The sequence below is a fragment of the Chryseobacterium sp. G0201 genome (assembly GCF_003815655.1).
Taxonomy (GTDB): domain Bacteria; phylum Bacteroidota; class Bacteroidia; order Flavobacteriales; family Weeksellaceae; genus Chryseobacterium.
Genome location: NZ_CP033917.1, coordinates 1253694 through 1278540 on the forward strand (window position 1 = coordinate 1253694; position 24847 = coordinate 1278540).

Here is a 24847-nt window from a genome sequence, read left to right on the forward strand (position 1 = left end):
AAATTACTCCTTTTTAAATTAAAAAACAAAAAACTCAAGATTTCTCTTGAGTTTTAATGATATATAAAATAATTATTTGCTTATAAATCTTCCGCTTCTGCCAAAAGCTCTACAATATCCTTAACAACAACTTCTTCATTCTTGTTAAAGTGCTTTACACCATCCGTCATCATTGTATTACAGAACGGGCAACCTGTCGCAATTACTTTAGGCTCTAAGGCTAAAGCTTCCTCTGTTCTTTCGATATTGATGTCTTTATTGCCTTTTTCAGGCTCTTTAAACATCTGCGCACCTCCAGCTCCACAGCAAAGGCCGTTGGTCTTGCAGCGTTTCATTTCTACAAGTTCGGCATCTAATTTTTCAAGTAGCATTCTTGGAGCTTCGTACTCGTTATTTGCTCTTCCTAAATAACACGGATCATGGAAAGTGATTTTTTTACCTCTGAAAGCTCCCCCTTCAATTTTTAATCTACCCTCTTCCATTAGTTTTCTAAGAAATTGAGTATGATGAATCACTTCAAAATTCCCGCCTAAGCTTGGGTATTCATTTTTAAGTGTATTGAAACAGTGTGGACAAGCTGTTACGATTTTTTTAACATCATAAGCATTCAGAACTTCAATATTCGTTAAAGCCATCATTTGGAAAACGAATTCGTTTCCGGCACGTTTTGCAGGATCTCCGGTACAACTTTCTTCCTGTCCGAGAACAGCAAATTCAACACCTATTTTATTTAGTATTTTACAAAAAGCTTTCGTAATTTTTTTAGCACGATCGTCAAAACTTCCCGCACAACCAACCCAAAATAAAACTTCAGGTGATTTTCCTTCGGCAGCATATTCTGCCATTGTTTTTATATGTAAATCCATTTATTGTAAAATGTATTTTTATATTAATGTAAAGTGTATTTAAAATTTTCAAGTTCAAGTAATTGTTGATCTGAAATTTTTTATACTGAAAAATTAATCATTCGCCCAATTCAAACGATCTGCCTGATTATATTGCCAAGGCGCAGCATTGTTTTCCACGTTTGTCATCATTAGATTTAATTCCTGTGGAGCAGCGGACTGTTCCATCACTAAGAATCTTCTCATTTCAAAAATAATAGAAAGCGGATCTAATAATATTGGACAAGCTTCTGTACACGCGTTACAAGTAGTACATGCCCAAAGTTCTTCTTTGGTTACATAATCATTCAACAACTTTTTGCCATCATCAACGAATGACCCGTTTTTGTCGATATTTCTTCCAACTTCTTCCAATCTGTCTCTCGTTTTCATCAAGATCAATCTTGGAGATAGTTTTTTACCTGTAATATTGGCAGGGCAAACAGAAGTACATCTTCCACATTCTGTACAAGAATATGCATTTAGTAATTGAACCTGATTTAAATCAAAAACATCTTCAGCACCAAATTTAGAAGGAACATCAGCTTCAGCACCTTCTGCCGGAGCAGCGTAAGGGTCTGCATTGGGATCCATCATTAATTTAATTTCCTTTGTAACAGATTCTAAATTGTTGAATTTTCCTTTCTTATCTAAGTTGGCAAACCAAGTACTTGGGAATGCTAAAATTATATGTAAATGCTTTGAATAATAAAGATAATTCATGAAGAAAAGGATTCCCACAAAGTGAAACCACCAGGCAGCCCTTTCTATACCAAATAAAAATCCGTTATCAAAACTGAATACTTCAAGAAACGGAACAAAAGTCATTTCGCTGATCGGGAAAGATCCTACTTTTATAAAATGATCATATCCTCTTGACTGAAGAATAAAATCTGAAGCGTTCATGGTGAAGAAAGCTATCATCAGGGCAAATTCAATGATAAGAATCCAGTTGGCATCATTCTTTGGCCATCCGAAAAGTTCTTTCATTGTTAATCTCTTAACACCATAAAAATTTCTTCGGATGAAGAATAATACAACTCCAATTACAACAAGAAGTGCTAAAACTTCTAATGTAGCCGTAAAGAAATTATAAAATGTATGTCCGAAAATTGTTGCTAAAAATCTGTGAGTTCCAAAGATCCCATCAACAATGATTTCTATTAATTCAATATTAATGATAACAAAACCTACATACACGAAAAGGTGTAGAATTCCAGCAACAGGACGTGCTGACATTTTGCTTTGTCCCATCGCAACTCGTGCCATGGTCTCCCAGCGTTCGGGTTTATTATCACTTCGGTTGATCTCTCTTCCTAATCTGATATTTCTATATATCTTTTGCAGACTTTTTGCAAAAAGCCCAAACCCTGCAACTAATAAAATCAGAAAAATAATATTATCGATATATTGCATAAGGTATATTAGTCTTTATTGTTCTTACCAAAAACGGAGAAGTTGATATATCTCTTCGGGTTGGCTTTCATATCTTCTATCAATGAGTTCAGGTTGGTAGATGCTGAATTAAGGTTGTTATAAAGCTGTTCATCTTTCATCAGCTTACCTAAACTTCCCTGTCCGTTATCAATACCTCCTATAACTTGGTTAAGCTTACCTACTGTAGCATCAAGATTTGCGATGGTAGCATTTAATTTTTTAGTATCAATACTTTCCGCAAGGTTTCCGTACTTGTCTAAAGTCACTTTACCGGTCTGCATTGTTACGCTTGCGTCATCCAATACTTTTTGAAGTTTCGGATCGTTATTACCAACCAAAGTATTCACACTTCCTGCCGTAGTTTGTAACGCTCCAACAGTTTTGTTAAGATTCGCAAGCAATAATCTGATCTCCTCTCTGTTTTGTGCGTTGACAACCTGATTGGCACTCGACATTAAAGAGTCTACTCTGTATAAAACAGTTTGTAATTGATCTTTAACAGGCCCTACCTGAGAAGAAAGACTTCCCAAAGTTCCCAATTTGAAAGCTCCTCGTAAAGTATCTCCGTCTTTTGCAGATGCTCCACCATACGCCAAATTAACTCTCATTTCTTTCCCCGACATTAATCCAGGTTCAAAAATTTCAAGAGTTGATTGTTTTGAGAACTCAAAATTATTATCGACAGTAATTTTTACGATAAAATGAATCTTTCCGTCTTTTGTAGTCTGAGGAACGATTTTATCAACCTGTCCTACCTTCAATCCATTGATCGAAACAGGGGAAGATTGCGCTAATCCCTCAACGTTATCATATTTTGCGTAAAATATATTATCGGTAGTAAAAAGGCTTCGGCCTTTCATAAATTGGAATAATATCACAAAGCCAACAATGGCTAAAATTGCTATTACACCAGCTTTTAATTCTTTACTGAACTTCACTTGCTAAATTTTTTCTATGAGCAAATATAATACATTTTAAATTAATGTTTTCTTTTATTGCTCTGCGTTAAATACAAAAAATGCGGCAAAAACTTTGCCGCATTTTATATGAATGAAATTAAATTTCTTATTGTTGTTGAGCTCCTACTTTATTCCAGATCTCAATTCTGTAGTCATCGATATCAGAATTGTCTTGTAAGCTCTTTAACCAAGCCTGACCGAACATTCCTGAGTTTCTCTGAGTAACAGACTCTGTGAACTGCTTAAGATCTCCAGGTTGTTTGTTTGTCGTTTCGTTCTTTTTAATTAAAACATAAACTCCTGTTCCACCTTCAACTGGGTTAGAAACTTTTCCTTTTGCAACTCCAAATGCAGCACCAGCTACTTTAGGCTCCATTGAACCTGCAACTGATGGGTTTAATAAATTAACCTGTGCAGATTGTTTTGTTGTTGCAAATAATTTAGCGATTTGATCTAAACTTGTTGCTTTAGCAGCAGTAATCTTATCAGAGATTTGTTTTGCAGCCAATTTATTTTTAACAATTGTTTCAATTTGATCTCTTACAGATTCAGGATCTGCAAGACCTTTTTCTTGTTTTCCGTTTAAGTAAACTACAATTTTATCTCCAGTTCCTTCTACAGTAAAGAATTCTGTATCACCTTTCTCTCTTTTCTTATCGAAAGCCCAACCTAAAATTTCAGCATCTTTATCTGTACCTAAGCCTTGAATTTGTCCGTCAAATCTCTTAGCCTGTTTAGGATTTGAGAATTGGAAGTTTGATTTTTTAGCAATATTCACGAAATCGTTGAAAGATTTCCCTTGAACTTGTTGGATGAATCTTCTTGCTTTCTTATCTGTATCAGCTTCAGTAGCATCAGAAGGCTTGATAGCTTTTACTAAGTTAGCCACTTTATAACCCATTGATCCAGCTTTCTTATCTTCAATATTGATGATATGATATCCGAATTGAGTTTCTACAACACCTGTTGCACCTTTAGGATTGTTCGCTAAATACGTTAAGAATTCAGGAACGAAAGGAGTTTCAGGAGTTGTCCATCCTAAGCTACCACCTTGTGCAGCAGAGTTTGGATCATTTGATAACTTAAGGAATTCTGTGAATTTAGCCGGAGTTGCTTTTACAATAGCTCCGATAGAATCTGCCAATTTCTTAGCTTGCTCCTTAGATCTTGTAACACCTTCTCCCGCAGGACTTCCTTTGAATGCAATCAAAATATGTCTAGACAATGTAGAATCAGAAGTCTTTTTACCAACTAATTTAGATACTACATAGAAGTTTTGTTCTTTATAAGGCCCAAAAGTCTGTCCAACCGCAGCAGTTGCAATTTGACCTTGTACAGCCTGTGGCAATTGTGTTGGCTTTAAATACTGATTGTTAAAAGGCATATCAGAATTAGCCATTACAAACATAGAATCGTTCGTTGTATTTTGGAAATTTTCTTTTCCTCCACTTGCATCAGTACCTCCTGAGAACAATTTTGTAATCTCTTTCTGAGCTGCAGCGTCATCAGCTGCACTTGGCTGAGAAGGGAAATAAACAACACCTATATTTCTGCTTGCTTCTGTCTTAAACATCACAGGGTGCTGCTTAATATAGTTAGCTAAGTCTTCAGTCTTAACGTTAATTTTAGTCTTTTGAAGGTAAGCAGTATAATCAACTTTCACAAAATCGATATCAGCTAACTGATCTCTTTGTCTCATTAATTCTTCCGCTTCTTTCTTACCTGTTGTGATACCTGTAGAAATATTTGCAAATACCTGTCTCGCCATTAGTCTGTATTCAACAGATTTTCTGGTTTTCAACCATTGGTTGTAACCTTCCGGGCTTGTAGCCTTCATTTCTTCGATCTGTTTTTTAAGCTCCTGAGTCTTAAAGTTTCCTTTTTCGTCAAAGAACTGTTTTTGTTGAGCAAACATTTGATCATACTGGATCTGGTTCCAGAAGTAATCTTCCGTCATTTCAAACCCCATTTTCTCGAATTGCTGCTTAATCAGTTTGGATTGCACCAATAACTGCCAAGCCTGTTCTTCAAGACCATTTTTCGGTTGATTTTGCTGCTCAGCCTGCTGTTGTAGAACGAAAAGCTGATCATTATACTCCTCACGGGTAATTTTTTCACCATTTACTTTTCCTAAAACATCAGGATTTTTACCAAAAACCTTATCAATACTCTCGGGATTCACCAGGAACGCCAAAAGCGCCAGTGCAATTACTCCCATCAAAAGCCAAGGCTTACTCCTAATCTGTCCTAAAATTGCCATTTTATAAATTATAGTTTTTTATCAGTTTGCGAAAATACACATTTTTAAGAAATTACGGAAATCCTAGTTCTTTATTTTAGTTTTTAAAATTTTATTTATTCAAAAAAGGAAATTTTGACCGTATTTTTTAGCAAAAAACAAATGGCATAGGTATTGTGCATTTTAGAACAATATAATATGCTGCCTATTTTCAAAGCATATTATGAAAATCTACTTTAACGATTTAAAACGGAAATGACAATTTGTCATTCGATTAACTATGACAGAATTTGAAGATATAAGTTTAGAGGAAATGATAAGTGACGGATTTGATATTGTAGCTGAGGAAATCAATCTTTCTGATCTTGCGGAGACTGAAAAAAACTCGGAACAAAAAATATTCCCAATCCTTCCTGTAAGAAATATGGTTATGTTTCCTAATGTGGTAATTCCTATTACTGCAGGAAGAAAAGCATCTATACAACTTCTCGAAGAAGCTCAGATAAACGGTGATTTTATCGGAATTGTAAGCCAGAAAAACTCAGATATTGAGCAACCTACGGAAAAAGATCTATATCATACCGGAACTTTAGCGAAAATTATTAAAATAATAAAACTTCCTGAAGGTAATATTACGGCTATTACCAAAGGTTTCCACAGATTTAAGATAAAGAAAATCATTGAAAATCAACCTTATTTCAAGGCTGAAATTTCAAAATTAAAGGATGGAAAAGCTAAAAATAAGGAAGAATACGAAGCTTTATTGGAAAATGTTAAAGATTTAGCATTAAAAATCATCGAGCTTGATCCAAACATTCCTAATGCAGCCAATTTCGCCATTAAAAACATCAATAATAATGATGATCTTTTAAATTTCATCTGTACCAATGCCAATTTCCCATCAAGTGCAAAGCAAAGTCTTCTTGAAGAAAAAAACTTAATGGAAAGAGCCAACAAGTGCTATGAAATGATGCATGAAGATTTCAGAAAATTAGAATTAAGAAATCAGATTCATCAAAAAACATCAAAAGATCTTGACAAACAACAGAAGGAATACTTTCTAAATCAACAGATTAGAACAATCCAAGAAGAGTTGGGCGGCGGACCGGAAAGTGATGTTGAAGATTTGATCACAAAAGCAAGCACTAAGAAATGGAATGCTGAAGTTGAAGAACATTTCCAAAAGGAAATCAACAGGCTACAACGCCAAAACCCGAATTCACCGGATTATAATGTTCAGAGAAATTATTTAGATTTCTTTACAGATCTTCCGTGGGATACATTCACAAAAGATACTTTTGATATTGAAAAAGCAGAAAAAGTTTTAGATAAAGCGCATTTCGGATTAGAAGATATTAAGAAAAGAATTTTGGAACACATGGCTGTTTTAAAATTGAAAAACAACATGAAATCTCCTATTCTATTATTGGTAGGGCCTCCAGGGGTTGGTAAAACTTCGTTAGGAAAGTCTGTTGCTGATGCTTTAGGAAGAAAATACGTTCGCGTTTCTTTGGGTGGACTTCATGACGAAAGCGAGATCCGTGGACACAGAAAAACATACATCGGTGCGATGGCGGGAAGAATCCTTCAATCCATCAAAAAATCAGGAACATCAAACCCTGTGATTGTGTTGGATGAAATCGATAAAGTTGGGAAAGGTATTCATGGAGATCCAAGCTCGGCACTTCTTGAAGTACTTGATCCTGAACAAAATAAAGCATTTTACGACAATTTCCTAGAAATGGGTTATGATTTATCCAAAGTAATGTTCATTGCAACAGCAAACTCATTATCAACGATCCAGACTCCGTTATTAGACAGAATGGAGATCATCCAGATTGCAGGTTATACGTTGGAGGAAAAAATAGAGATTGCCAAGAGACATTTAATTAAAAAACAACAGGAAGAAAACGGTTTGACTGCAAAATCTTTCAAACTTGGGAATCCTGAGTTAAAACATATTGTTGAAGCACACACTTCTGAAAGCGGTGTAAGATCTTTAGAGAAAAGACTTGCTTCCATCGCTCGATGGGTAGCTTTACAAACCGCTTTGGTGAAAGAATATGATCCTAAAATCTCTATAGAAAAGGTAGATGAAATTTTAGGAGTACCAAGACCTAAAAGTTTATCTGAATTAACAGATGTTCCCGGAGTTGTAACAGGTCTTGCATGGACAAGTGTTGGTGGAGATATATTATTCATTGAAAGCATTTTGAGCAATGGAAAAGGAGCTTTAACCATGACGGGCAACTTGGGAACGGTCATGAAAGAATCTGCAACAATTGCTTTGGAATATATTAAGGCTAAGCACGACGAATTGGGAATTTCTCAGGAAGATATAGAGAAGAAAAACATCCATGTTCACGTTCCTGAAGGAGCTACACCAAAAGATGGACCTTCTGCAGGTATCGCCATGCTGACTTCAATGGTTTCTTCTTTTAAAAATAAAAAAGTAAAACCACATCTTGCCATGACAGGCGAAATTACTCTTAGAGGAAAAGTACTTCCTGTAGGCGGAATTAAAGAAAAACTTCTTGCCGCAACCAGAGCAGGAATTAAAGATGTGATCCTTTGTGAAGCTAACAGAAAAGATGTTGAGGAAATTAAGAAAGATTATCTTAAAAACCTGAATGTACATTACGTAAACAGAATGGAAGATGTGGTAGAAATTGCCCTTGAAAAGTAAAATTTCACGTCTCAACTTCTCAATAAATAAAAACACGTCTCAAAATCTTTGGGACGTGTTTTATTTTAGTCAATTTTACATAGAATTTTAGTTAATTAAATGAAAAAAGTCCTTCAAGTCGGAGGGTTTTAGTATTTTTATGCTACAGATTTTGAATTATGAATTTTCTTAAACTCCCCTTCCTTGTCAAGCTTACTTTGGTTATTATTTCAATCATCGGACTAGGCTACCTCTTGGCATTAGGACAAAGTATTTTAGCTCCCTTCTTTTTAGCATTCTTGATGGCCATGTTATTTTTGCCGATCGCGAATTTAATGGAAACAAAATTGAGATTTCCAAGAACTGTATCAACCATGGCTTCTGTAATGATCATGCTAACGATTCTAACAGGGCTTATTTATTTCTTTGGATCACAATTATCAAGTTTCAGCAAAGATCTTCCACATTTGAGAATGCAGTTTAATACTGTTTTTAACAGTCTTCAAAACTGGGTTTCAGATACTTTTCATGTTAAAATTGATGAGCAGTTAGATTATATCAATCAAGGTTTAAGCAAGCTTTTATCTTCCTCTGGAGTGATTTTGGGCTTTACTTTTAGCATATTTTCAACCGGCCTCGGCTTCATTGTGTTTTTCATCCTTTTCTTCATTTTTATATTAAATTATAGAAGAATTTTAAACAATTTTATCGTTACAGTTTTTAACGAAAAACATAAAGCAAGCGTACAGGAAGTGGTGAATGAAGTACGAGTTATGACAAAGAAATACATTATCGGGCTTTGTCTACAGGTTTTTATTGTATCCATCCTTACTTCAATCCTTCTTACTATTTTAGGGGTAAAGTATGCTATTCTTTTGGGAGTTTTAACAGGATTATTAAATGTTATTCCTTATTTGGGAGTATGCATTTCACTTTTAATCTCATGTTTTATTGCTTTTGCAACCACTACTCCATCTACTTGCATTTATGTATTGATAGGTTATGTTGCTGTACATATTGTTGACGGAAATATTATTTTGCCATTTGTAGTAGGCTCAAAAGTGAAGATCAATGCATTATTTTCTTTTCTGGGAATTCTTTTGGGAGAGCATCTTTGGGGAATTGCAGGGATGTTTCTTTGTATTCCGGCCATTGCTATTATTAAAATTATATTTGAAAGGGTTGAAGGTTTAAAACCTTGGGGAAAATTATTAGGTGAAGAAGAAAAACCTCACAAAAAGAAGAAAAGCTATAAAATATCAAAGAATATTACGTTAAAAGAGATGGATTAATTTATGAGAAACAGGCAGTTAATCTTGAATAATTAAATATTTGTCTAAAATTAACCTTATTTTTTATCAAGTAACTCCATTTTTATTTACTTTTGATAAAAATTTGTTAATTATGAAAATCGTTAAATTTATTCTATGTCTGCTTTTCGGACTTATGTTTATTAACGCCGGTCTCGATAAGTTTTTACACTACATGCCAATGCCAGCTCTTACAGCTGATCAAACAAAACTTTTCGCGGCTTTCGGAGAAATCGGGTGGCTGATGCCTTTAGTTGGAGCAGTAGAAGTTATTGGAGGTCTATTATTTATCTTTCCAAAAACAAGAGCTCTTGGTGCAATCGTAATTTTACCTATCATGGTCGGAATAGTTTTACACAACGTTTGCAGAGCACCTTCTTCAGTGGGAATCGGAATTTCTGCAGTTTTATTTTTAATCAATCTTTGGATCATTATTGATAATAAAGAAAAATATAAAGCTTTAGTGAAATAAGGTAGTGAATGGTGAATTGTCAATATGCTCCGCAAATGAATTTTAAAATTGACGAGAAAAGCGAATTCACAATTCACCATTCACTTTTGATATTATACAAATGCACTGAATCCCGTAATCGATCTTCCGACAATCAGTGAATTGATTTCTTTTGTTCCTTCATAAGAATAAATTGCTTCTGCGTCGGCGACAAATCTTGCGACATCATATTCAAGCAAAATTCCGTTTCCTCCCAGAACTTCTCTTGCTCTGGAAACGATATCTCTTGTTCTCAGTGTACAGAAAACTTTCGCTAAAGATGCGTGTTCATCCTTTAAAATACCTTCATCCTGCATTTCAGACAATCTGAAAACCATTGTTTGCATTGCGGTAAGGTTTGATAACATCTCCACAAGATGACCTTGAATCATTTGAAAAGAAGCAATCGGTTTTCCAAATTGTTCTCTTGTTCTTGTATACGCCAAAGCACTTTCGTAAGCTCCTCTTGCACATCCTGTAGCCATCCACGCCACTCCGGCTCTCGTCATTCTTAATACTTTTCCTGTGTCTTTAAATGAATTGGCATTTTGTAATCTGTTTTCTTCGGTAACTAAACAATTCGTCAGCGTAATTAATCCGTTTTGAACGATTCTTAATGCCATTTTTCCTTTAATTTTCTCAACAGCATAACCAGGATTATCTTTTTCAACGATAAAACCTTTTACCTCACCATCATCCAGATCTCTTGCCCAAATTATAATTAAATCTGCAAAAGTTGCATTTCCGATCCATTTCTTCTGACCATTTAAAATCCAGCCTTCAGGAGTTTTTTTGCAGGTTACCGTTAGACCACCAGCCGCTCCGGAACCAACTTCAGGTTCTGTTAAACCAAATGCTCCGATTTTTTCAAATTTCTGCATTTGAGGAAGCCATTTTTGTTTTTGTTCTTCAGAACCACAAATATAAATAGAACCCATCGCCAAACCGGATTGAACTCCGAAAAATGTAGCAATGGAAGCATCAATTCTTGCCATTTCCATCGCAATAACACCTTCCATCAGAAATGGCATTCCGGGACAGCCGTAGCCTTCGTAGGTTACACCGCAAATATTCAGTTTTTGAAATTTTGGAATTAATTCATGCGGAAATTCATCTCTCAGCCAATAATGATTTACCAAAGGCTTAACTTCTTTTTCCATGAAAACTCTTACTTTAAGCTGAATTTCTCGCTGCTCGGGCGTCAACGTATGATAAATATCGTAAAAGTCCCCATCAATCGGCGGAAGTTCCTTCTTTTTTTTATTCGGATCGAGCATTTTCATCAATCCTCCCAATTGTTTATCATCTAAATTAGAAAAGTTCTGCATCAATTTCGGGAGATCAACCTTTTGAGAAATGGCACTTAACTGATCAAAATCGATTGATCTGAATAATTCTATCGCGTTTCTGATTTTGGAAAAAGTATTAGACATAGTTATCGTATGGTTTTGATTTGTAAAAAATATGCAAAAATCAATCCGAAAAATAACTCATTCAGCTATATTTATTTTACAAAACATTGATTTTTAACTCATTAAATCAACTTTTCGCTTTACAATTTTTTTACTCGCGATTTTCAAACATTACAAACGATTCAGTCTCAACTTTGGGAAAAGCATAAACATTAAAAAATCTACATATGAAAACTACTTACATCAAATTATCATTAGCATCAGTTCTTTTATTAGGAATTTATTCATGCAAAAAAGGAGAAGCTACAGCAAGTAAATATGAGCTTGAAGGTACTGCAGATTCCGCAGCAGTTGTGGTTTCAGACAGTGTTTCGTCTGCTGCAACCATGAAAGTGAAAGACAAACAATTCATCAAAACCGCAGAGGTTAATATGGAAGTGAAAGATGTTTACGAGGCAACGATTTCCATTGAAAAATCTATTCAGGAGCTTGGCGGATTTGTTACAAAAAGTAATTTGCAGAGCAATGTAGTTTCAGAAGACACTTACAATACTTCAAGCAATGACGCAATGTTGGTTAAAAAATTTCAGACTGAAAATACGATGCAGGTCCGTGTTCCGACTGATAAGTTGGGTGAGCTTTTGACTTTAATTAATGATAAAAAATTGTTTTTAAACTCAAGAATCATCAATGCAGAAGATGTAACTGCCGGAATTAAATATGCAGAACTGGAAGGAAAAAGAATAAAAAAAAGCAGTGAAAATATTTCTCAATTAAAAGCCAATAAAGACAAAGTGAAATTAGACGACGATAATATGTCTGAAAATAATCAACAGCAATTGGCAAATATGGACGTTGCAGATAATTTGAAATACAGCACCGTTGACATCTATATTAAAGAACCTAAACTTAGAATTGCAGAAATTGCTGTTACCAACACCAAAAACATTGACAATAAATATAAATTCAATTTCATTTACGATGCAAAAAATGCTTTTGTGGAAGGTTTTTATTTAATTCAGAGAATTGCGGTGGGATTAATCACCATTTGGCCCATTCTATTGATCGCAGCAGGTATTATTTATTTGTTGAGAAAAAGAAAATATTTTAAAAAGCCTGATCAGATTTAATTGAAACTATCCTAACCGTCATGGTTATCTACATAATTTTAGATTTTACAAACCTCCATTTCAGGAGGTTTTTTATTTTTTTCAAAAAAAAACTGTAACGATTATAATACTGCCCTTACCTACTGTTTAAAGAGTAAATAATTAAAAACTTAATCATATGAAAAATTTAGTAAAACTTGGGTTCGCAGTATTATTATCAGCAACCTTCACAACAGCAAAAGCACAGAATACGAACACCGAAAACAGCACACTTTGGGAAGTTTCAGGGAACAGGCTTACAAAACCTTCTTATATTGCAGGAACGTTTCATACAATGTGCAGTTCGGATTTTGAGATAAAATCGAAAGTTATGAAAGCTCTTGAAAAATCTGATAATTTCGTCATGGAGATAAATTATACAGATCCTGCTGAAATGGCAGCCATGCAGAAAATGTATCAGACGGATAAAAAATTATCAGATCAGCTTACTCCTACGGAAGCAAAGGAACTTGACAAGATTCTTGCCGATTACGGAACAGATTTAAAGAAGATGGATAATTCAAGTTCGCAAGGTTTGTATTCACTTATTGCATTGAAATCTACACCCTGTCCTCAAACAGAAATGAAATTTTACGAAATAGAACTTCTTAAAAATGCTATTAAAAGTAAAAAGAAAGTCTACGGACTCGAAAAAGTAGAAGATCAGTTCACATCCATCAATAAAGCTTATGATTTGAAAGCTGTTATTGAGCAACTAAAAATGGGAAAGGAATATGAAATCCTTCTCAAGGAAATGTTAGTGGCATTTAAAAATGAAGATGTAAAATCCCTTTACACCCTCTTTAAGAATGACAAAATAATGAATGCCACACAGGAAAAAGCCATGCTTACGGATAGAAATAATAACTGGGCAGAAAAAATGCCGGAAATGATGAAAAAAGAAAGTTCGTTCTTTGCAGTAGGAGGCGCTCATCTTATGGGTAAAAACGGAGTTATCCAACTTTTAAAATCAAAAGGATATACCTTAAAACCAGTATCAAGCCTTTAGCACATAACCAAACCATGAAATCATCGTGAGCAATCCAACCGAAACTGCTTTTTTAAATCTCGTCAATAAGCACAAAGGCATTTTGTATAAGGCCTCGCGAATCTATGCGGATTCTTTGGAAGACAGGGAAGATCTGCAACAGGAAATCCTTATTCAGCTTTGGAAATCTTATCAGAACTTCAAAGGTAATAGTGAATTTTCAACCTGGATGTACCGCGTAGCCATTAACACCGCCATTACTTATTTAAAAAAAGAAAAAAAGCGGACAAATAACCAAACGGATGCACCCCATCATTTTGAAGTCCAGCATGAAGATTACAATCCTGCAAAAGATACGCAATTAGAAGTCTTTTATACTGCGGTCCAAGAACTTAAAGCTCTAGAAAAAGCCATCATATTTTACTTTATGGAAGGTATGTCTCATAAAGAAATCGCGGATAATTTAGGACTTAGTGAAGGCAATGCCCGTGTAAAATTGAACAGAACTAAAGAAAAAATACAGCAAATCATAAAAATATCAGGCTATGAATTTTGATCAATTAAAAGAACAATGGAATAACGAAGACGCTGATAGCGTTAACATTCCCAATAATATAGAAAAGTTAAAGAACAGCAAACATCCTATTGAAAAGATCCAAAAAAATATGAAAATGGAACTTCCTTTCCAGATTATTGCCATCATTCTTATCGGATTCTTTCCACAACAACTGGATTTTCCCGCATCGCAACATATTATTTATTATACCTCTTACAGCATGCTTGTGGTAATATCTTGTTATTACTTTTTCGGATTCTATAAATTTTATAAGCAAACCGAACTGTATACCGGAAATACCCAAAACAGCCTCTGGAAAATATATCATGAACTGAAACTGAACATGGAAAGATACCAATCTTTCGGATTTCTTCTTCTTCCTCACTTTATGATCACATTAGGACTTGTGTTCTATAATTCATTAGCGAAAAAAGGAGAGTCTTTAGGAAATATTTCAAGCCACGATCAACAGGTTTTGATCCTCAGCGTTCTCATAGGAACTATCGCGATTGTAACTAGCATTGTTTTATGGACTCAATATTTCTACGGAAAAAATGCCAAGCAACTCGAAAATATACTGCACGAAATAGACGAATAATTTTACAATTCATCTTTCAAAAAATAATAACCATGAAACCTCAGACTTGATCTGGGGTTTGTTTTTTAAAAAATTGTTATTTATAACGCTCAAATTTATCTGAGGTTTTATTTTTCCTTAAATTTGCAAATTAGAAATTTAACGACACCAATTTTTTAGAAATTTTTATTCAAAAAATTAATTTCTAGAATTAATAATCTAAATCCCTAAGAAATATATGTTATCAAAAATAAATCCTACACAAACAAACAGCTGGAAAGCTCTTCACGAACACTTTGCAGGAAATGATTTCGAATTAAGAAGCCTTTTCCAGTACAATCCGAGCCGTTTTGAAGAGTTTTCATTAAAAAGAGATAACTTTCTTTTTGATTATTCTAAAAACTTAATTGATTCAAGAACAAAAGAGCTTTTATTAAATTTAGCAGAAGAATGTCAGTTAAAAGATGCCATTTCTAAGATGTTTTCAGGAGATAAAATCAACGAAACAGAAGGAAGAGCAGTTCTGCATACAGCTTTGAGGGATTTTTCTGATAAAGAAATTTTGGCTGACGGTGAAAACATCAAACCACAAATCAAAAGAGTTTTGGATCACATGAAATCTTTCTCCGAAAGCATTATTTCAGGATCACATAAAGGTTTTAGCGGAAAAGAAATCACTGATGTGGTGAATATCGGAATCGGAGGTTCAGATTTGGGGCCTGTGATGGTAGTTTCGGCTTTAAAACATTTTAAAACAAGATTAGACGTTCATTTCGTTTCAAATGTAGACGGAAATCATATCGCAGAAGTTGTAAAGAACTTAAATCCTGAAACAACTTTATTTATCATTGCTTCTAAAACGTTCACGACTCAGGAAACAATGACCAATGCAAATTCAGCAAAAGATTGGTTCTTGAAAGCTGGAAAACAGGAAGATGTAGCAAAACACTTTGTAGCTTTATCAACTAATGTTCAAGCAGTTAAAGACTTCGGAATTGCAGAAGAAAACATTTTCGAATTCTGGGATTGGGTTGGCGGAAGATATTCACTTTGGAGCGCAATCGGTTTAAGTATCGTACTTTCAGTTGGATATGAAAACTTCGAACAATTATTAAAAGGAGCTTTTGATACAGATCAACATTTCCAGACGGCAGATTTTGCTGAAAACATTCCTGTTTTGATGGGACTTTTAGGAATTTGGTACCGTAATTTCTATGCGGCAACAACTTATGCAATTCTTCCTTACTCTCAGTACTTAGACAGATTTGCTGCGTATCTTCAACAAGGAGATATGGAAAGTAACGGAAAATGTGTTGACAGAAACGGTGAATTTGTAGAATACGAAACAGGACCAATTATTTGGGGTGAGCCGGGAACAAACGGACAACATGCTTTCTATCAATTGATTCATCAAGGAACAGAATTGATTCCTGCAGATTTTATCGCCTATGCGAAAAGTCCAAACAAAGTTTCTGATCATCAGGATAAATTATTAGCCAACTTTTTCGCTCAGACTGAGGCACTTGCCTTCGGAAAAACAGAAGAAGAAGTTGAAGAAGAATTGAAAAATGCAGGAAAATCTGATGAAGAAATTGATTTCTTGCTAAATTATAAAGTCTTCCAAGGAAATACACCTACTAACTCAATTATGTTCAATGAATTAACTCCTTTCGCATTAGGACAATTGATTGCATTGTATGAACACAAAATATTCGTTCAGGGAGTGATTTGGAATATTTTCAGTTTCGACCAATTTGGAGTTGAATTAGGAAAAGTGTTGGCAAACAAAATCTTGCCGGAACTTGAAAATAATGAGGCAATTAGCTCTCACGACAGCTCTACAAACGGGCTGATTAATTATTATAAAGGAAATAAATAAGAAGATAATTGATGAATGATTTGATGAAATAATGAAAGTAAAACTCATTTAAAGCATTCATTTTCAATATCTAAAATCTAATAAAGTAATAAAAGTAAAATGGCACAAATTCTTGACGGATTAAAAGTATCCAAAGAAATAAAAGCAGAAATCAAGGTTGAAGTTGATAAGATCATTGCAGGCAAGAGAAGAGCACCTCATTTGGTAGCAATTCTTGTTGGGAACAACGGAGCGAGCAAGGCGTATGTAAATGCTAAAGTGAAAGACTGTGAAGAAGTAGGATTTCAATCTAGCTTAGTTAAATTTCCAAGCACGGTTTCTGAATCTGAATTATTGGAAAAAATTGAGGAACTTAATAAGGATAAATCTGTAGACGGATTTATCGTTCAGTTGCCTTTACCCGATCAGGTTGATCAGGAGAAAATCATTAACGCAATCGATCCAAGAAAAGATGTTGATGGTTTCCACCCTACAAATTTCGGAAAAATGGCTTTGGAAATGGATACTTTCTTACCAGCTACTCCATTCGGGATTTTAACTTTATTAGAAAGATACAATATCGAAACAAAAGGTAAAGACTGTGTTATCATCGGAAGAAGTAAAATCGTAGGAAGACCAATGAGTATCCTGATGGGAAGAAAAGATTTCCCAGGAAATTCAACGGTTACGCTTACACATTCTTACACAAAAGACATTGAAGAATATACTAAAAAAGCAGACATCGTAATTACAGCTTTGGGTGATCCTCACTTCTTAAAAGGTGAAATGATCAAAGACGGGGCAGTAATTGTTGACGTAGGTATCACAAGAGTAGACAACGATTCTCCGAAAGGATATTATTTGGCGGGTGATGTAGATTTTGACAGCTGTGCAGAAAAAGCAAGCTGGATTACGCCGGTTCCGGGAGGAGTTGGACCTATGACAAGAGCGATGTTGATGAAAAATACCATCATTGCTTATAAGACTTCGGTCTATAACGACTAATTTTAAAATGAATAAAGAAGAAGATATTTTATTAAAAGAAGGTAAAATGCTCCCTGTAATGGAGCATTTTTACACTCTTCAAGGAGAAGGAGCACACACGGGAAAAGCATCATACTTCATTAGATTGGGAGGTTGCGACGTCGGGTGTCATTGGTGTGATGTAAAAGAAAGTTGGGATCCTACTTTGCATCCGTTGATGAATGCAGAAGAAATTGCAGAAACAGCTGCCAAACACTGTAAAACAATTGTTTTAACAGGTGGTGAGCCCTTAATGTGGAATCTTGATATTTTAACATCCAAATTGAAAGAATTGGGATGCACGATTCATATTGAAACTTCGGGAGCCTATCCTATGAGTGGGCATATCGACTGGATCACGCTTTCGCCAAAGAAAACAGGACTTCCTAAAGAGGAAATTTATGAAAAAGCAAGTGAGCTTAAAGTAATCGTTTTCAATAACAACGACCTTAAATTTGCTCAGGAGCAGGCTGCGAAAGTTTCAGCAAACTGTAGATTATATCTTCAGAGCGAATGGAGCAAGCGCGATGAGATGTATCCTAAAATCACGGATTTTATTTTAGAACATCCGGAATGGCAGGCATCAGTTCAGACTCATAAATATCTTAATATACCATAAAAAAAGCGTAAATTAGCTCTTAGTATCCGTTATAAAAGCCGATAGATGCAAAGAATTCGATATTCTAGATATTTAAAATCGATTATTATCTTGCTAGACCTTTTGGTTATAGCATCTATCTTTGTATTCTTTTTTGTCAGTAGAAATGAAAACCTAAAGTACAATCAGGAAACCTGGTATCAAAATATATTTTCTCTGGCCTTATTATTTATGTTCTGGATGCTTCTAAGTGGCAGAACAAAAATTTATAATATTCCTAGAAACTTAACGTATACCTTATTTCTTGAGCGGCTCTTAATCCACTTTTTACTGTTTATTCTTGGGGTTTTATTAATAGGAAAAGTAAGTTACAACGTATTTTTTAATTCTGATATTTACTGGCTTTCCTTTTACCTGTTTTTCTTTATATTTCTAGCTAAATCTATTATCTATTTCGGAATCAAGTACTTTCGTAGTCTAGGTATTAATTATCGAAATATCATGTTCCTGAAAGAGAACAGTTCGACGGAAATATTAAAAAACATATTCAGCGAAAGAAAAGATTACGGTTACAGGATTTTTGAATATAATAAATCTGAAGTTAATTCTATTGAATTGGTAGAATTTTGGAAAAACAATGGAATACATACTTTATTTTTTCCGTCAGAAAACTCATTTGATGAAAAAACTGAAGATGAAATTTTCCGATTGGCAGAGGCGAATAAAGTTCACATTTCATTAGTTCCGAGTATCACACAAAGTGATTTTTTCCTTTATGATTTAGCTTATATTCAGACCCAGCCCGTTTTAAATCAGGCTAGATATCCTTTAGATTATTATTCAAATCATTTACTGAAAAGAATTTTTGACATCAGTTTTTCATTCTTTATATTAATATTTATTTGTTCATGGTTGTTTCCAATCATTGCTATATTAATAAAAAGTACATCTAAAGGTCCGGTCTTATTTTTGCAGAAACGATATGGGTTTCATGAGGAAGTTTTTAATTGTATTAAATTCCGAACCATGATCGTTAATGAAGAATCATCTACTAAAACAACTGAGGAAAATGATTCCAGAATTACAAAAATCGGTAAATTTTTAAGAAAAACGAGCCTTGACGAAATGCCACAATTCATCAATGTATTGAAAGGTGAAATGTCGATCGTAGGCCCAAGACCACATATGTTGGCCGTTGATAATTATTATAAACCGAAGATCGGAAGATATAGTTTAAGAAGTATGGTAAGCCCCGGAATTACAGGTCTTGCACAAGTAAACGGTCTACGCGGAGATTCGGGTGATAAAGAAGTGGAAATGAATAAACGTATTCTGGCAGATGCCTTTTACGTTAGAAACTGGAGTTTTGTCTTGGATATGGTCATCATTTTGAAAACAGTTTTACTGGTGATCACAGGAGATAAAAATGCAAAATAAAGATTTAGGTTAAGGCTAATATTGAGCTAAAATAGTTTTAATTTTAACATTAAACAGAGCTTTAGACTTAACTTCAACCTTAATCTAATTAAATAAAAAAGTCTAATTTAGCAGAATGTTAAAAAAGTTTTTTTCAGCGATAGGAGAATACATCATCCTCATGGGTAAATCCGTGCAGAAGCCTCAGAAAATGAGGGTTTTCTGGAAGCTGTTCATGAGGGAAATTAATGATTTAGGAGTCAACTCTTTTGGGTTGGTTATCTTCACATCTATATTCGTAGGGGCCGTAGTTGCCATCCAGATGTATAATAACTTCGATTCTTCATCTTTTCCTATTCCGCCTTCATTTGTAGGATATGCTACAAAAGCGGTATTGGTTTTAGAATTTTCACCTACCATTATAAGCTTGATCCTGGCAGGAAAAGTTGGCTCATATATTGCTTCCAGTATTGGAACGATGAGGGTTTCCGAACAGATCGATGCACTAGATATTATGGGGGTAAATTCACCTAACTTTTTGATACTTCCTAAAATACTTGCGTGTGTGATTTTCAATCCATTGCTTATTGCTATCAGCATCGTCTTTGGTATTGGCGGAGGTTATCTGGCAGGAGTTTTAACAGGAAACTGGACAAAAGCCGATTATATAACTGGAATACAGATGTTTATGCCTAATCTATTCGTGTATTATGCATTTTTAAAAACAATTGTTTTTGCTTTTATTATTGCAACAGTTCCTTCTTATTTCGGATATAATGTAAAAGGAGGTTCACTGGAAGTAGGTAGAGCAAGTACACAGGCCGTGGTTTGGACAATGGTTTTCATTATCCTTTCAGAATTAGTATTAACCCAATTAGTATTAAGCTAATGATTGAGGTAAAAAATCTTAAGAAAAGTTTTGAAGAAGTTGAAGTACTTAAAGGTATTACAACCACTTTCGAGAAAGGAAAGGTCAACTTAATTATAGGACAGAGTGGTTCCGGAAAAACGGTTTTCCTTAAAAGTTTATTGAATGTTTATCAGCCTTCATCAGGAGAAATTCTTTTTGATGGAAGGGATATTAATGTAATGAACAGAGAAGAAAAACAGCACTTACGTTCTGAGATCGGAACTTTATTCCAGGGAAGTGCATTGTTTGACTCTTTAACAGTAGAAGAAAACATTATGTTTCCTTTAGACATGTTCACCAACCTAACTTTCAGAGAAAAGAAAAGAAGGGTTTTTGAGGTAATCGGAAGGGTACATTTAGATAAAGCCAACAGGAAATTTCCATCTGAAATTTCCGGAGGTATGCAAAAAAGGGTTGCAATTGCAAGAGCGATTGTAAATCACCCAAAATATTTATTCTGTGATGAACCGAACTCAGGATTAGATCCATATACATCTAATGTAATTGATGATCTTTTGCTGGAAATCACTAAAGAATACAACACAACAACAATTATCAACACCCACGATATGAACTCTGTAATGACGATTGGTGAAAAGATCGTTTATCTGAGATTAGGCATCAAAGAATGGGAAGGAAATAAAGACGTTCTGATCACGGCAGGCAATAAAAATCTTATTGACTTCGTTTATTCATCAGAGCTATTTAAAGAATTGAGAGAGTATTTACTCGAAAATCATAAAACTATTGAGAATACAATAACTAAACTAGACGATAATGAAAAAGGTATTTAGTATAGCCTTAATAGGGTTTTCTATGTTTGCTACTGCACAGATTTCGCTTGCAGGTAAGGCAAATTTAATTTTTCCAACGGGTTCACCTTCTTGGAAAAATATTTCAAACACAGCAAGTGCTGCAATAGAAAATACAGGTAAAAATAATGTAGGGTTCAACATAGGACTTTCATTGAAGGCAAGCCTTCCGATGTCATTTTTCCTAATGCCGGAATTATATTACACGACTTTTAAAAACGAATTTACAGATCCTGTTTCTAATACAACTTTTGATATTAAAAACAACCGTATCGATTTACCGGTTCTTGTAGGACACAAAGTAGTTGGAGATATGTTAGGCGTATTTATCGGACCTGTTGCAAGCTATAATTTAAGCAAAGAAGATACTTACAACGATTTCTCAGAAAATGCGAGAGATAATTTTACCGTTGGTTACCAATTCGGAGCTCAGCTTGAAATTAAAAAATTGATCGTAAACGCAAAATATGAAGGTGCATTCGGTAAGGATAGCAGAAACTTCATCAATAAAGTATCTGGTGAAGAAATCAGATATGACAACAGACCCAACTTATTTATGGTTGGTGTAGGTTATAAATTTTAATTGATTCGAAAATAACAATTATAAATAATCCTCAAATTTTAAATTTGAGGATTATTTTTTTGAGCCTGAAGTTCTGCTTCACGTTTTGCAATTTCCGCAGCCTGCTTTTCAAGATCTTCTTTATCTTTTTGTAGTTGTTTGAACTCTTTTTTCTTTTGATCTGCTTTGATGGCGCTACCTTTACTTACATAACCAACCATTCCGCCGATAATTAAACCAATTCCAACTCCTGCCATAACTCCCATAATGTGTGGAAGCCCTATTTTTTCGACAGTAAAATCGGTTGTAAGATAAAAAAGTAATGTTGAGACTGCTAAAAGGATAAGTCCCGTGATTGATAAACTCTTCATAATATTGTGTTTAAGTGATTAAATTAAAAAGCCTTATCAAATTTACTAAAAATTTAATAAGGCCTTATTCAAGATTAAAATTCTATCTTAATTAAATTTTTCCTCCCGCAGCCTTATAATATTCTAAAGCTTTTGGCAGATCTTTATTAATATCTGAGATTCTTGTTTCAGGATTAGGGTGAGTTGATAAAAACTCTGGCTGTCTTCCTCCTTTAGATGCAGATTCCATTCTATTCCAGAAAGGAATAGCTTCTCTTGGGTCATATCCTGCCATAGACATTAGATATAGTCCCATTTCATCCGCTTCAGATTCCTGATTTCTTCCGTATTTCAATAAAGCAACCTGAGAGCCAATTGGATACACTTTTTCAAAGACACCTGCCCATTGAGAGTTAGAAATCGTTCCACCAAGAATAGAACCTCCGTACTGAGCTACCATTGCCTGAGAAATTCTTTCGTTTCCATGACCTGCTAAAGCATGAGAAACCTCGTGCCCCATTACAACAGCAAGACCGTTATCATTTTTAGTTACTGGCAAAATCCCTGTATAAACGGCTACTTTTCCGCCCGGCATACACCAAGCATTCAATTCGCTGCTTTGCAAAAGATTAAATTCCCAACTGTAATTCGCAAGATCTGCAGATCTACCAATGGTTTGATAATATCTTTCTGCGGCACTTTTAATTCTGCTTCCTACGCTTACCACTCTTTTAGCATCTGTTGTACCGCTGATTACTTTCCCTTTAGACAATGTCGTTTTATATTCCTGAGCAGACATTGTTAAAATTTCTGAATTATTTGCAATTTGCAAAGAAGACCTTCCCGTAATAGGATTTGTTGTACAAGCTGCAACCGATAGAGCCACAGCTCCGATTCCTAATAGATGTGTTATTTTCATAAATTCGAGTGTTATTAATTCAAGCCTAACAATTTCTATTCCAAAAATATTTTATAACAATATATTTGCATACATTTTGCTATATAAATTTAATAATTATTTTACTATCATGAAAAAGTATATTTCAATCATATTCATTTTTGGATTTTTGTTTTTCTTTCAGAGCTTTTCTGCGCAGGATACAGATTCCAAAACAGTTGATGCATTGGTAAATTCTCAGGAGTTTACATTCCATGCGGAAAGAGCCAACCCAACCAATTACGATGTAATCCGAGTGATGAATTCTATGCCGAATTCTACCGCAACAAGAATTTTGGATTTAAACGGAAACTACACCGTTGAAATAAAAAATAATGTTTTGGATGTTGTCCTTCCTTATTTCGGAAGATCATTTAAAGCAAATTATGGTGGTGACAACAGCTACAGATTTACTTCAAAAGATTTTACGGTTGATAAGTCTCAGAACAAAAAAGGAAAATGGGTTATTAAGATCAAGCCTAATGATGTAAATAATGTAGACGAAATTATTATTGAAGTTTATAAAAACGGAAAAGCATTTACCTCAATGAGAAGTAATGACAGACAGCCAATTTCTTACGATGGATTTATTTCTAAAAATGAAGAAGTAAAGGCTCAACCTTAATTAATCTTTAGAAAGAAATTTTTCAACAAATAATTTTGCTTCGGTACTTGGATTTGAAACCATTGTCGCAGCATTTTTTTTGTGGTCAAGGTAAGCTTCTTCTACAGAATCACTCTTTTTCATCATTGCTAAAATATATTCCTGAACCCAATATTCAAAACGTTTTTCCGCCTGTTGAGTTCGTACAGTTTCAAAACGTTGAGTTTTCTTTTTTAAATCGATAAATTCATCAATTTTAGAATAAATTTCTCCTAACCCTTCATTATTTAAGGCAGAACCTAGCAAAACAGGAATTTTCCAATCTTTTTCTTTGGGCGGAATAAAATCAAGGGCTCTTTTTAATTCAAGTCTTGTATTTTTTGCTTTTTGAAGATTATCCTGATCCACTTTATTAATGAAAATTAAGTCGACCATTTCCATGATACCTCTTTTTATCCCTTGAAGTTCATCACCGCCACCAATAATTTTTAAAAATAAAAATACATCAGTAATATCGGCAACCAAAACTTCTGACTGCCCTACTCCAACGGTTTCAATTAAAATATAATCGTAACCCGCCGCTTCGCAAATCATCATCGTTTCAAAAGTTGTATTGGCAACACCACCCAAAAATCCGGAACTCGGGGAAGGTCGGATAAAAGCATTTTCTTCCTTGGAAAGTTCTTCCATTCGGGTTTTATCTCCTAAAATACTTCCTTTATTGATAGCTGAACTAGGATCGATCGCCAGAACCGCTACTTTTTTACCTTGAGAAATCACGAGTCTTCCGAAATTTTCTATAAAAGTTGATTTTCCGGCTCCCGGAACACCTGTAATTCCTACACGAACAGATTTTCCTGTGAAAGGCATGATTTGTTTTAATAGATCTTCAGCCTGAATTCTATGCTCGGCTTTTTTACTTTCAACCAAAGTAATAGCTTTTGCGATCAAGCGTTTGTTGCCCGACCGTATTCCATCTATAAGCTCTTCTGTAGAAAATTTCATTAGTTCAAAAATAAGGATTAAACCGTGAATGGTCAATAGACAATTTGCTTTGCTCGTGAATTTTTTAATCTTACTTAAATTATACGCTATTATTTAATATTTAAAAA

General features: G+C 34.5%; 23 protein-coding genes. 15 read left to right on the forward strand and 8 right to left on the reverse strand.

Features of this window, described 5'->3' with window-relative positions; translation table 11 throughout:
* Positions 1–80: 80 nt before the first annotated feature.
* The 4 genes from EG348_RS05540 to EG348_RS05555 all read right to left on the reverse strand — a co-directional run bounded on the left by EG348_RS05540 (position 81) and on the right by EG348_RS05555 (position 5540).
* The gene (locus EG348_RS05540; RefSeq protein WP_123981397.1) at positions 81–866 is read right to left on the reverse strand and encodes a (Fe-S)-binding protein; all 786 of its coding nucleotides are present in this window, start codon (positions 864–866) and stop codon (positions 81–83) included.
* A 93-nt stretch (positions 867–959) separates the two neighbouring features.
* Positions 960–2300 carry a (Fe-S)-binding protein gene (locus EG348_RS05545; RefSeq protein WP_123981399.1) on the reverse strand — a complete coding sequence of 447 codons (1341 nt, stop codon included), beginning with the start codon at positions 2298–2300 and terminating at the stop codon, positions 960–962.
* Between the two features lie 8 nt (positions 2301–2308).
* Positions 2309–3259, reverse strand: a complete 951-nt coding sequence (locus EG348_RS05550; RefSeq protein ID WP_123981401.1) for an MlaD family protein — start codon at positions 3257–3259, stop codon at positions 2309–2311.
* A 127-nt stretch (positions 3260–3386) separates the two neighbouring features.
* Positions 3387–5540: a SurA N-terminal domain-containing protein gene (locus tag EG348_RS05555; RefSeq protein ID WP_123981403.1), complete on the reverse strand. Its 2154-nt coding sequence runs from the start codon at positions 5538–5540 to the stop codon at positions 3387–3389.
* A 259-nt stretch (positions 5541–5799) separates the two neighbouring features.
* On the opposite strand from EG348_RS05555, the gene lon reads away from it, so the two are divergent.
* The 3 genes from lon (at position 5800) to EG348_RS05570 (ending at position 9966) form a co-directional block, all read left to right on the forward strand.
* A complete protein-coding gene (lon, locus tag EG348_RS05560) occupies positions 5800–8205 on the forward strand; it encodes an endopeptidase La (protein WP_123981405.1) in 2406 nt (801 codons plus the stop codon).
* Positions 8206–8363: 158 nt separating this feature from the next.
* Positions 8364–9476: an AI-2E family transporter gene (locus EG348_RS05565; protein ID WP_123981407.1), complete on the forward strand. Its 1113-nt coding sequence runs from the start codon at positions 8364–8366 to the stop codon at positions 9474–9476.
* A 112-nt stretch (positions 9477–9588) separates the two neighbouring features.
* The gene (locus tag EG348_RS05570; protein WP_123981409.1) at positions 9589–9966 is read left to right on the forward strand and encodes a MauE/DoxX family redox-associated membrane protein; all 378 of its coding nucleotides are present in this window, start codon (positions 9589–9591) and stop codon (positions 9964–9966) included.
* Between the two features lie 92 nt (positions 9967–10058).
* On the opposite strand, the gene EG348_RS05575 is transcribed toward EG348_RS05570, so the two are convergent.
* Positions 10059–11417, reverse strand: coding sequence for an acyl-CoA dehydrogenase family protein (locus EG348_RS05575; protein WP_123981411.1), 1359 nt, complete (start codon positions 11415–11417; stop codon positions 10059–10061).
* A gap of 206 nt (positions 11418–11623) precedes the next feature.
* On the opposite strand from EG348_RS05575, the gene EG348_RS05580 reads away from it, so the two are divergent.
* From EG348_RS05580 to EG348_RS05630, 11 genes are all read left to right on the forward strand, one after another.
* Entirely contained in the window at positions 11624–12526 is a 903-nt protein-coding gene (locus EG348_RS05580) for a DUF4349 domain-containing protein (RefSeq protein ID WP_123981413.1), read from the forward strand.
* A gap of 157 nt (positions 12527–12683) precedes the next feature.
* A complete protein-coding gene (locus tag EG348_RS05585; RefSeq protein ID WP_123981415.1) occupies positions 12684–13553 on the forward strand; it encodes a TraB/GumN family protein in 870 nt (289 codons plus the stop codon).
* 25 nt (positions 13554–13578) lie between these two features.
* The gene (locus tag EG348_RS05590; protein ID WP_123981417.1) at positions 13579–14088 is read left to right on the forward strand and encodes an RNA polymerase sigma factor; all 510 of its coding nucleotides are present in this window, start codon (positions 13579–13581) and stop codon (positions 14086–14088) included.
* Positions 14078–14686: a hypothetical protein gene (locus EG348_RS05595; protein WP_123981419.1), complete on the forward strand. Its 609-nt coding sequence runs from the start codon at positions 14078–14080 to the stop codon at positions 14684–14686. The genes EG348_RS05590 and EG348_RS05595 overlap by 11 nt, the downstream gene beginning before the upstream one ends.
* A gap of 217 nt (positions 14687–14903) precedes the next feature.
* Positions 14904–16544: a glucose-6-phosphate isomerase gene (pgi, locus tag EG348_RS05600; RefSeq protein WP_123981421.1), complete on the forward strand. Its 1641-nt coding sequence runs from the start codon at positions 14904–14906 to the stop codon at positions 16542–16544.
* Between the two features lie 99 nt (positions 16545–16643).
* Positions 16644–17528: a bifunctional 5,10-methylenetetrahydrofolate dehydrogenase/5,10-methenyltetrahydrofolate cyclohydrolase gene (locus EG348_RS05605; RefSeq protein WP_072408957.1), complete on the forward strand. Its 885-nt coding sequence runs from the start codon at positions 16644–16646 to the stop codon at positions 17526–17528.
* Positions 17529–17535: 7 nt separating this feature from the next.
* On the forward strand, positions 17536–18165 hold the full coding sequence (locus EG348_RS05610; protein WP_072408959.1) for a 7-carboxy-7-deazaguanine synthase QueE: 630 nt from the start codon (positions 17536–17538) through the stop codon (positions 18163–18165).
* A gap of 45 nt (positions 18166–18210) precedes the next feature.
* On the forward strand, positions 18211–19581 hold the full coding sequence (locus tag EG348_RS05615; RefSeq protein ID WP_123981423.1) for an exopolysaccharide biosynthesis polyprenyl glycosylphosphotransferase: 1371 nt from the start codon (positions 18211–18213) through the stop codon (positions 19579–19581).
* Between the two features lie 115 nt (positions 19582–19696).
* Positions 19697–20449, forward strand: a complete 753-nt coding sequence (locus tag EG348_RS05620) for an MlaE family ABC transporter permease (RefSeq protein WP_123981425.1) — start codon at positions 19697–19699, stop codon at positions 20447–20449.
* The gene (locus EG348_RS05625; RefSeq protein ID WP_123981427.1) at positions 20449–21264 is read left to right on the forward strand and encodes an ABC transporter ATP-binding protein; all 816 of its coding nucleotides are present in this window, start codon (positions 20449–20451) and stop codon (positions 21262–21264) included. Before EG348_RS05620 ends, EG348_RS05625 begins: the two co-directional genes overlap by 1 nt.
* Complete coding sequence (locus EG348_RS05630; RefSeq protein ID WP_123981429.1) at positions 21248–21865, forward strand: outer membrane beta-barrel protein; 618 nt, start codon at positions 21248–21250, stop codon at positions 21863–21865. The genes EG348_RS05625 and EG348_RS05630 overlap by 17 nt, the downstream gene beginning before the upstream one ends.
* A gap of 38 nt (positions 21866–21903) precedes the next feature.
* On the opposite strand, the gene EG348_RS05635 is transcribed toward EG348_RS05630, so the two are convergent.
* A complete protein-coding gene (locus tag EG348_RS05635; protein WP_123981431.1) occupies positions 21904–22215 on the reverse strand; it encodes a hypothetical protein in 312 nt (103 codons plus the stop codon).
* A gap of 91 nt (positions 22216–22306) precedes the next feature.
* Entirely contained in the window at positions 22307–23113 is an 807-nt protein-coding gene (locus tag EG348_RS05640) for a M48 family metallopeptidase (protein ID WP_123981433.1), read from the reverse strand.
* A 109-nt stretch (positions 23114–23222) separates the two neighbouring features.
* On the opposite strand from EG348_RS05640, the gene EG348_RS05645 reads away from it, so the two are divergent.
* Positions 23223–23756 (forward strand): DUF4251 domain-containing protein, encoded by a 534-nt coding sequence (locus tag EG348_RS05645; protein WP_123981435.1) that lies wholly within the window; start codon positions 23223–23225, stop codon positions 23754–23756.
* Here EG348_RS05645 and meaB read toward each other — a convergent pair whose 3' ends face one another.
* On the reverse strand, positions 23757–24740 hold the full coding sequence (meaB, locus tag EG348_RS05650) for a methylmalonyl Co-A mutase-associated GTPase MeaB (protein ID WP_123981437.1): 984 nt from the start codon (positions 24738–24740) through the stop codon (positions 23757–23759).
* Positions 24741–24847: the final 107 nt, after the last annotated feature.